7 protein-coding genes are annotated in these 10,152 nt (G+C 66.7%); 3 read left to right on the forward strand and 4 right to left on the reverse strand.

The features are described 5' to 3' along the window. The first annotated feature begins 27 nt into the window (after nt 1-27). The 3 genes from AC1DKV_RS39300 (at nt 28) to AC1DKV_RS39310 (ending at nt 4,397) form a co-directional block, all read left to right on the forward strand. Entirely contained in the window at nt 28-1,470 is a 1,443-nt protein-coding gene (locus AC1DKV_RS39300) for an efflux transporter outer membrane subunit (protein ID WP_477139613.1), read from the forward strand. Between the two features lie 72 nt (nt 1,471-1,542). Continuing rightward, on the forward strand, nt 1,543-2,790 hold the full coding sequence (locus AC1DKV_RS39305) for an EmrA/EmrK family multidrug efflux transporter periplasmic adaptor subunit (RefSeq protein WP_477139608.1): 1,248 nt from the start codon (nt 1,543-1,545) through the stop codon (nt 2,788-2,790). Between the two features lie 2 nt (nt 2,791-2,792). Continuing rightward, a complete protein-coding gene (locus AC1DKV_RS39310) occupies nt 2,793-4,397 on the forward strand; it encodes a DHA2 family efflux MFS transporter permease subunit (RefSeq protein ID WP_477139609.1) in 1,605 nt (534 codons plus the stop codon). A gap of 104 nt (nt 4,398-4,501) precedes the next feature. On the opposite strand, the gene truB is transcribed toward AC1DKV_RS39310, so the two are convergent. The 4 genes from truB to nusA all read right to left on the reverse strand — a co-directional run. Then, nucleotides 4,502-5,449: a tRNA pseudouridine(55) synthase TruB gene (gene truB / locus AC1DKV_RS39315; protein ID WP_477139610.1), complete on the reverse strand. Its 948-nt coding sequence runs from the start codon at nt 5,447-5,449 to the stop codon at nt 4,502-4,504. A 91-nt stretch (nt 5,450-5,540) separates the two neighbouring features. Beyond that, a complete protein-coding gene (gene rbfA, locus AC1DKV_RS39320; RefSeq protein ID WP_441623884.1) occupies nt 5,541-5,909 on the reverse strand; it encodes a 30S ribosome-binding factor RbfA in 369 nt (122 codons plus the stop codon). A 69-nt stretch (nt 5,910-5,978) separates the two neighbouring features. Continuing rightward, nucleotides 5,979-8,879, reverse strand: a complete 2,901-nt coding sequence (gene infB / locus AC1DKV_RS39325) for a translation initiation factor IF-2 (RefSeq protein WP_477139611.1) — start codon at nt 8,877-8,879, stop codon at nt 5,979-5,981. A gap of 83 nt (nt 8,880-8,962) precedes the next feature. Further along, nucleotides 8,963-10,152, reverse strand: a 1,190-nt coding sequence (gene nusA / locus AC1DKV_RS39330; protein WP_477139612.1) for a transcription termination factor NusA, incomplete at its 5' end; no start/stop codon positions are given.

The raw sequence follows: 10,152 nt of genomic DNA on the forward strand, positions 1-10,152 counted from the left end.
CGCGCGGCCGGCCGCCGCACCGGCGCGCTGGCGCTGAGCGCGCTGGCCGCCGCGGTCCTGGCCGGCTGCGCCGMCTTTGGCAATTCGCACAGCACGCAGACCGTCACCGATCCCACCTCCCTCGCCAGCGCCCAGGTCTTGCCGGGCGAGCATGGCCAGTGGCCCACGCTCGACTGGGTCGACCAGTTCAACGATGCGCAACTGCGCGGGCTCGTCGACGAGGCGGTCAAGGACAGCCCCAGCCTGCAGGCTGCCTTTGCGCGCGTGGAAGCGTCCCGCGCGATKGCCGATGCCACCCGTAGCGCACTTTACCCGCATGTGGACTTCGAAGGCAGCCTGGTGCGCCAGCGCTTCTCGGAGACCGACCTGTTCGCCGGCACGCGGCTGGCCGGATCGTGGCAGAACCAGTCGCGCCTGCAGGCCGGCCTCTCGTATGACTTCGACTTCTGGGGCAAGAACCGCGCCGCGCTGGAAGCCGCGCTGTCGGACGACCGCGCCACGGAAGCCGAGAGCCAGGCCTCGCGCCTGATCCTGACCACGGCCGTGGCGCGCACCTATGCCCGCCTGGCCGCGCTGTAYGCGCAGCGCGAYGTGGCCGAGCGCGCSATCGCCCAGCGCCGCGACCTCACGCAACTGTCCACCGACCGCCTGCGCGCGGGCCTCGACACCCAGGTGGAAACCACCCAGGCGCGCGGCACCGTKGCCTCGGCGCAGACCGACCTGCTGCGCGTGGACGAAGACATCGCGCTCGCGCGCAACCAGATCGCCGCGCTGCTGGGCAAGGGCCCGGACCGCGGCCTGGCGATCCAGCAACCCACCGTGCTGGCGCACGCCACGCCGCAACTGCCGGACAACCTCACCATCGACCTGCTCGKACGCCGCCCCGACCTGGTGGCCGCGCGCTGGCGCGTGGAAGCATCGAGCAAGGATATCGCCGTCGCGAAGGCCGAGTTCCTGCCGGCAGTCAGCCTGACMGCCTTTGCAGGCGTGGCCTCGCTGGACCCGTCCAACCTGCTGATGAGCATCAGCCGCACCTTCGGCATCGGCCCGGCCGTCACCCTGCCGATCTTCGAGGGCGGCAGGCTGCGCGCCAACCTCAAGGGCAAGTACGCGCAATACGATCTCGCCGTAGCCAACTACAACCAGGCCCTGATCGACGCACTGCGCGAGACCGCCGATACCGTGGCCAGCATCCGCAGCGTGGATACGCAGATCAGCGCGCAGCGCGAAGCGCTCAGCCTGGCCGAGCGCGCCTACTCGCTCTCGACCATCCGCTACAAGGCCGGACTGGGCACGCAGCTCACGGTGCTCAACGCCGAAAGCAATGTGCTGCAGCAGCGCCGCCTGGCCACCGACCTGCAGGCCCGCYGCCTGGACCTGCAGATGGGCCTGATGAAGGCGCTCGGCGGCGGCTACCAGGAGCAGGGCGAAGGCGCGGCCGCGCAAAAGCCCGAAGGCGCGCGCGGCTAGCCGAGCCGGCGCACAGGAGCAGCCCGGACCACGGCGTCCGCACAGTACCGACAGCATTCATACAAGACGATCATGAGCGACAACAAGCAAGCGGCCCAGACTCCCGCCTCCCCGGCGGCTTCCGTCAACAACAATGGCAAGCGCAAGCGCCTGCTGCTTTCCCTGACCGCCGCGGTGGTGGTGGCAGGCGTGGCCTACGGCATCTACTGGGGCCTGTACGCACGGCACTTCGAAAGCACGGACGACGCCTATGTCGCCGGCAACGTGGTGCAGGTCACGCCGCTGGTKGGCGGCACCGTGATCTCGATCGCGGCCGACGACACCCAGCTGGTCACCGCCGGCCAGCCCCTGATCCAGCTCGACCGCGCCGACTCGCAGGTGAATCTGGAGCAAGCCGAGGCGCAGCTGGCGCAGGCCGTGCGCGAAGTGCGCACGCTCTACGTCAACAACGGCTCGCTGGCGGCCAACGTGGCGATGCGCGAAGCCGACGTGGCCAAGGCACGCGAAGACCTCAAGCGCCGCGAGGCCATTGCCGGTTCCGGCGCGGTCTCGGGCGAGGAAATCTCGCATGCGCAGACCGCGCTGCAGGCGGCCCTGTCAGCGCTGTCGTCCACGCGMGAGCAGCTCGCCTCCAACAAGGTGCTGACCGACCAGACCACGGTGGAAAAGCACCCCAACGTGCAGCGCGCCGCCGCCAACCTGCGCTCCGCCTATCTGGCCTTCGCACGCTCCACCCTGCCGGCGCCGGTGACCGGCTACGTGGCCAAGCGCTCGGTGCAGGTCGGCCAGCGCGTGGCCCCCGGMGCGCCGCTGATGGCGGTGGTGCCGCTGGAGCAGGTGTGGGTCGACGCCAACTTCAAGGAAGTGCAGATCACGCATATGCGCGTGGGCCAGCCGGTCAAGCTCGAAGCCGACCTGTACGGCTCCAAGGTCGAGTACGAAGGCAAGGTCGAAGGCTTCTCGGCCGGCACCGGCTCGGCCTTCTCGCTGCTGCCCGCGCAKAACGCCACCGGCAACTGGATCAAGGTGGTACAGCGCCTGYCGGTGCGCATCGCGCTGGACGCGAAGCAGCTCAAGGATCATCCGCTGCGCGTGGGGCTGTCGATGAACGTGACGGTCGACGTGMGCAAGGAAGAAGGCGCGACGATGGCGCAGGCCACCGTGGCACGGCCGATGCAGACCGACGTGTATGAGAAGGTCGGCCAGGACGCCGACGCGCTGATCGCCCGCATCATCTCCCTGAACAACGGTGGCCGCCAAGGCGCCGAGCCGATGGCGGCACCGGTCTCGGCGCCGGCCGCCAAGCCTGCCAGCACCTGAACATGGCGACTTCCCTCCCCGTGCGCGACAGCGCCGCACCGGGCCCGCGCGGGCCCGCGGCGCGCCCCGCCGCGCCTGCGCCGCTGACGGGCGGAAAGCTGGTGATCGGCACCATCGCGCTGTCGCTGGCCACGTTCATGAACGTGCTGGACTCGTCCATCGCCAACGTGTCGATCCCGGCCATCTCCGGCGACCTCGGCGTGGCGCCCAACCAGGGCACCTGGGTGATCACCTCGTTCGCCGTGGCCAACGCGATCTCCGTGCCGCTGACCGGATGGATGACCACCCGCTTCGGCGCGGTACGGCTGTTCATCACCTCGATCCTGCTGTTCGTGCTGTCCTCGTGGCTGTGCGGCGTGGCGCCCAACCTGGAAGTCCTGCTGGCCGCGCGCGTACTGCAGGGCGCGGTGGCCGGGCCGATGATCCCGCTGTCGCAAGCGCTGCTGCTGTCGAGCTATCCGCCGCAGAAGAGCACCATGGCGCTCGCGCTATGGGGCATGACCACGCTGGTGGCGCCCATCATGGGCCCGCTGCTGGGCGGCTGGATCTCCGACAACATGACCTGGCCGTGGATCTTCTATATCAATATCCCGGTCGGGCTCGGCGCGGCCTATGCCACCTGGGCGATCTACCGCKACCGCGAAACCCCCACCAAGATCCTGCCGATCGACCGCATCGGGCTGACGCTGCTGGTGATCTGGGTCGGCTCGATGCAGCTGATGCTCGACAAKGGCAAGGAACTGKACTGGTTCCACTCCACGGTGATCGTGGTGCTGACCGTGGTGGCCATCGTGGGATTCCTGTTCTTCCTGATCTGGGAGAGCTACGAGAAGCATCCCATCGTCGACATCTACCTGTTCAAGGGGCGCAACTTCAGCGCCGGCGTGGTGGCGATCTCGGTGGCCTACGGGCTGTTCTTCGGCAACCTGGTGATCCTGCCGCTGTGGCTGCAGACCATCGTCGGCTATACCGCGACCGACGCCGGCATCGTGATGGCGCCGGTGGGCATCTTTGCCATCCTGCTGTCGCCGCTCATCGGCAAGAACCTGCCCAGGATGGACGCGCGCTGGGTCGCCACGCTGGCCTTCATCACCTTCGGCGTGGTCAGCCTGATGCGCTCGGGCTTCACCCTGCAGGTCGATACCCGCTCGCTGATGATCCCCACCCTGATCCAGGGCGCGGCCATGGCGATGTTCTTCATCCCGCTGACCTCGATCATCCTGTCGGGCCAGCCGCCGGAGAAGATGCCGTCGGCCTCGGGCGTGTCGAACTTCGTGCGGATCACCTTCGGCGCGATCGGCGCGTCGATCTCGACCACCATCTGGGAGAACCGCTCCGCGCTGCATCACGCGCAACTGGTCGAGCAGATCAATCCGTTCAACCCGGCCTATAGGGCGCAGCTCGAACACCTGGTGCAGATGGGCATGACCGAGGCCCAGGCMAACGGCTTCATCGAGCGCGGCATCACGCAGCAGGCGGCCATGCTCGGCGCCAACGACATCTTCTGGATCTCGGGCGTGTTGTTCTTCGTGCTGATCGGCTTTGTCTGGCTGACCAAGCCGAAGAAGGGAGGCGATATGGATGCCTCCGCGGCCGGGGCGCACTAGGAGCCGCCACCAGGCTCGCCGGACACATAAGCCGATAAAAAAGCCGATGCCATCACTGGCATCGGCTTTTTTTGCTTCCCGCGCGCTGCCGGGTCACGACCCGCTCAGAGCTTGACCAGCCGCTCCGKCCKCAACGCCCCTTCCCGCATGCGCGCCACGCCAAGCAGGCGCTCCGGCTCGCCGCCATAGATGCGGGCGAGTTCGCCTTCCGCCAGTTCGGTGCCGGCCGGCAGGTCGCGCTGCGCGATACGCTGGCCTTGCAGGAAGCGGCCCATCGCGGCTTCCTCGAGCCGCACCGGCGCGCAGCGCTGCAGCAGCGCATCGACCGGGGCCAGCATCGCCGGGCGCGCGGCATCGTCATGCGCGTCGATCTGCTCGAGCGTGACCGCGCCATCCAGGCTCAGGTCGCCCACCGCCGTGCGGCGCAGCCCCGTGAGGTGCGCGCCGCAGCCCAGCGCTTCGCCGATATCCTCGGCCAGCGTGCGGATATAGGTGCCCTTGCTGCAGGTCACCCGCATGGTGAAGGTGGGCGCCGCGGGCAGGCCGCAGCCGAGCAGCGTGATCTCATGGATGGTGACGCGGCGCGCCGCCCGCTCCACGGTCTGGCCGGCGCGCGCGTATTCGTACAGMGGGCGGCCGTCCTTCTTKAGCGCCGAGTGCATGGGCGGCACCTGCTCGATCTCGCCGGTGAAGCGCGCGATCGCCACGCGCAGTGCCTCGGTGTCACACGCCACCTCGCGCTCGGCGATCACCTCGCCTTCCGCATCGCCGGTGGCGGTGCGGATGCCCAGGCGCACCTCGGCCTCATAGGTCTTGTCGGCCTCGAGCAGGTCCTGCGAGAACTTGGTGGCCTCGCCGAAGCACAGCGGCAGCAGGCCGGTGGCGAGCGGGTCGAGCGTGCCGGTATGCCCAGCCTTGAGCGCGCGCAGCATGCGCTTGGCGCGCACCAGCGCATCGTTGGACGACAGGCCCAGCGGCTTGTCGAGCAGCAGCACGCCGTGCACCTCGCGGCGCGGTTGCCGGGGCGGGCGATTGGTTTTCGGATCGGTCATGAGGKGGGAAAGACGGGCGAGGGAAACGGCCAGGCAGACAGACGGAAGCACGGAGGATGAAAAAACGGCCCGCAATGACGGGCCGCTTTCTTCAGTCTTCTTTCGCGCGCGTCGAGTTGGCTTCGCTGATCAGCTTGGACATCTCGATGGCTTGTTCGACCGAGGTGTCGTGATGGAAGTGCAGCGTCGGCACGGTATGGATATGCAGTTGCTTGAACAGCAGCGAATGCAGGTAGCCGGCCTTTTCGTTGAGGATGCCCTGCGCGACTGCGGCATCGGCGCCAAGCACGGTGAAGTACACCTTGGCATGCGCGTAGTCGGGCGTCAGGGTGACCGACTGCAGCGTGACGAGCCCCAGGCGGGGATCGCGCAACTCGCGCGCGATCATCGCGGCCAGGTCACGCTGGATCTGGTCGGAAATCCGGAGATTGCGAGAGGAGATATTGCCTTTCTTGGCCATTCAATGCGGTTTTATCGAGACGGCCGCGGCGGCCCCATCCGCGGATGGGGCCGCCGCACGCGCCACGCCTTACAGCGTGCGCGCCACCTCGGTGATTTCATAAACCTCGAGCTGGTCGCCTTCCTGAACGTCGTTGAAGTTCTTGATCGACAGACCGCATTCGAAGCCTTGCTTGACTTCCTTGACSTCGTCCTTGAAGCGCTTGAGCGAATCGRGCTCGCCGGTATGGATGACCACGTTGTTGCGCAGCACCCRTACCAGGKCGGTACGCTTGACCAGGCCATCGGTGACCATACAACCGGCCACCGCACCGATCTTCGGCACGCGGAACACCTGGCGCACCTCGACCGTACCGAGCGTGACTTCGCGCTTTTCCGGAGCCAGCATGCCCGACATCGCCGCCTTGATCTCGTCTACCGCATCGTAAATGATGTTGTAGTAGCGGATGTCGATGCCGTTGTTCTCGGCCAGCTTGCGCGCGCCGGCATCGGCACGCACGTTGAAGCCGATKATGACCGCCTTCGAGGCCGTGGCCAGGTTGACGTCCGACTCCGAGATGCCGCCCACGCCGCCGTGCACGATCTGCACGCGCACTTCGTCGGTGGAGAGCTTCTGCAGGGACTGCACCAGCGCTTCCTGCGAACCCTGCACGTCGGCCTTCACGATCAGCGGCAGCGTCTGTACTTCGCCTTCGCTCATCTGCTCCAGCATGGTCTCCAGCTTGGCCGCCTGCTGCTTGGCCAGCTTGACGTCGCGGAACTTGCCCTGGCGGAACAGCGCGATTTCGCGCGCCTTGCGCTCGTCGGGCAGCACCAGCACTTCTTCACCGGCGGCCGGCACTTCGGACAGGCCCTGGATCTCGACCGGAATCGAGGGACCCGCTTCCTTGGTCGGCTTGCCGGTTTCGTCCAGCATGGCGCGCACGCGGCCGTAAGCGCTGCCAGCCAGCACCACGTCGCCACGCTTGAGCGTGCCGCTGGTGACCAGGATGGTCGCGATCGGGCCCTTGCCCTTGTCGAGCTRGGCTTCCACCACCAGGCCCTTGGCCGGGGCATCCACCGGTGCCTTCAGTTCCAGCACTTCGGCCTGCAGCAGCACTTGCTMGAGCAGGTCGTCGATGCCGGTGCCKGTCTTGGCGGACACCGGCACGAACKGCGAGTCACCGCCGTATTCTTCCGGCAGCACCTGCTCGGCCACCAGTTCCTGCTTGACGCGGTCCGGGTTGGCTTCGGGCTTGTCGATCTTGTTGATMGCCACCACGATGGGCACGCCCGCCGCCTTGGCGTGGGCGATGGCTTCCTTGGTCTGCGGCATCACGCCGTCGTCCGCGGCCACCACCAGGATGACAATGTCGGTCGCCTTGGCACCGCGTGCACGCATGGCCGTGAAGGCCTCGTGACCCGGGGTGTCGAGGAAGGTGATCACGCCGCGCTCGGTTTCCACATGGTAGGCACCGATATGCTGCGTAATGCCGCCGGCTTCGCCAGCCGCGACCTTTGCGCGACGGATGTAGTCCAGCAGCGAGGTCTTGCCGTGGTCGACGTGACCCATCACGGTMACCACCGGCGGGCGCGGCAGTTGCTCGGCGTCGGTGTGTTCCTCGCCGCCCACCACCAGCAGCGCTTCCGGATCGTCCAGCTTGGCGGCAAACGCCTTGTGGCCCATTTCTTCCACCACGATCATGGCGGTTTCCTGGTCCAGCACCTGGTTGATGGTCACCATCTGGCCGAGTTTCATCATCTGCTTGATGACCTCGGATGCCTTGACGGCCATCTTGTGGGCGAGATCCGCCACCGAAATGGTTTCGGGAACGTGCACTTCGCGCACCACCGGTTCCGTCGGCGCCTGGAAGTTGGTGCCGCGATCGTCCTGCTGGTGGCGATTGCCACGGCCGCGCGGACCACCGCGCCAGCCGCCCACGCCACCCGACGAATCGCCGCGTGTCTTCAGGCCGCTGCCCTTCTTCTTCGAGCCTTCGTCCTGCCAGGTCGAGGAAGTGCCGGCCTTGACCACCTTGCCGGTCTTCTTGTCGACCGTGGTGGTGGCGGTTGCCGTGGTGGCGGGCTTCTTGTCTTCCTTCTTGACCTCGGTGCCAGGCGCCTTGACCGGCTTGTGCAGCGTGCCGGTCTGCTCGGCCTTCTTTTCCTCGGCCTTGCGTTCGGACGGCGCCTTGAGCACGCGCGCCGGCGCATTCAGCATCTGCTGAATGGCACGGGCCTCGGCCTCGGCAGCCTCGCGGCGCTTGCGCGCTGCGTCCTGCTCGGCACGCGCCTTGTMGGCAGCCTGCTTGGCTTCGTCGGCGGCCTTCTGTGCGGCGGCGCGTTCGGCGGCCAGGCGATTCTTGTCGTCCTCGGCCTTCTTGCGCGAATCGTCGTCTTCGGGCGCAGCCGTGGCGGCCGCAGCGCGTAGCGCGGCAGCTTCCTCTTCCGCCTTGCGGGCGGCGAGTTCAGCCTGGCGGCGCTCCTCGGCCTCAAGTGCTTCCTGCTTGGCGCGGCGTTCGGCTTCCTCGCGTTCGGCCGCCTCCTGGCGGGCCTTCAGCTCGGCTTCCTGGCGCGCTAGCAGTTCTGCCTGCTGACGGGCTTCCTCATCCTGGCGCGCCTGCTCGGCCGCATCGACCTGAACGTCGGCGGCGTCGTGGCCATCGGCTGCGCCCTCGGGAGCCGCCTCGTCACGCTTGATCAGGACACGCTTCTTGCGCACCTCGACCTGTACCGTACGCGTCTTGCCGGTGGAATCAGCCTGCCGGATCTCGGAAGTCTCACGCTTGGTCAGCGTGATCTTCTTGCGCGAGCTGTCGTCGGCCTGACCGTGCGAACGCTTGAGGTAGTCCAGCAACCTGGTCTTGTCGGATTCGGTGATGATGTCTTCAGGCGTCACCTTGCCCACCCCAGCTGCCTGCAATTGTTCCAGCAGGGCAGCTGCGCTGCGGCTCAGTTCTGCGGCCAGTTGGGCAACTGTTGTGCTTGCCATTCAAACCCTTTCAATGCTCGGTTTATACGTCGGGACAGTCGTGTGCGGAATACGCGCTCAGTCAATCTGGTTGAGCGTGTCCCTCAGTTAAACCAATGTTCCCGTGCTTTCATGATCAACGCGCGGGCCTCTTCTTCGCCCAGGCCGACCATCTCGACCAGTTCGTCGACTGCCAGTTCGGCGAGTTCGTCACGCGTATGGATACTGCCTTCGGCCAGCTTGCCGATCAGTTCCGGGGTCAGGCCGTCGAGGGAGCGCAGGTCCTGCGACACCTCTTCCACCTTTTCTTCCCGGGCCAGTTCCATCGTCAGGAGTGCATCGCGTGCGCGGTTGCGCAACTCGTTGACGGTGTCTTCGTCGAAGGCATCGATCTCCAGCATCTCGCTGATGGGCACATAGGCCACTTCTTCCAGCGTGGAGAATCCTTCGTCGATCAGGATGTCGGCCACTTCCTCGTCCACGTCCAGCTTGGCCATGAACAACTTGCGCACCACGTCGCTTTCCTCGGCCTGCTTCTGCGCCGATTCTTCCTGCGTCATGATGTTGATCTGCCAGCCGGTCAGTTCGGACGCCAGGCGTACGTTCTGCCCGCTGCGTCCGATGGAGACGGCGAGATTTTCCTCGTCCACCACCACGTCCATGCTGTGCTTTTCCTCGTCCACCACGATGGACTGTACCTGCGCCGGCGCCAGCGCGCCGATCACGAACTGCGCCGGATCTTCCGACCACAGTACGATATCAACCGCCTCGCCGCCGATCTCGTTGCGCACCGCGGTCACCCGCGTGCCGCGCACACCGACACAAGTGCCGATGGGATCGATGCGCTTGTCATGCGCCACCACGGCGATCTTGGCGCGCACGCCAGGGTCGCGGGCAGCCGCCTTGATCTCCAGCAGGCCTTGTTCCATCTCCGGCACTTCGTTCTCGAAGAGCTTGATCAGGAACTCGGGCGCAGTGCGCGAGAGCTCGATCTGGGGCCCGCGCGCGGTGCGGTCCACGTTCAGAATATAGGCGCGGACGCGGTCGCCGGTGCGCAGATTTTCCTTCGGGATGATCTGGTCGCGGGCCAGCAGCGCTTCCACGCGGCCGGATTCCACGATCAGGCCCTTCTTGTCGGCCCGCTTGACGGTGCCGGTCATGACCTTTTCGCCGCGGTCGAGGTAATCGTTGAGGATCTGCTCGCGCTCGGCGTCACGKATCTTCTGCAGGATCACCTGCTTGGCGGCCTGCGCGCCGATACGGCCGAACTCGACCGACTCGATCTGCTCTTCGA

Source organism: Cupriavidus sp. 05T41, assembly GCF_056396525.1.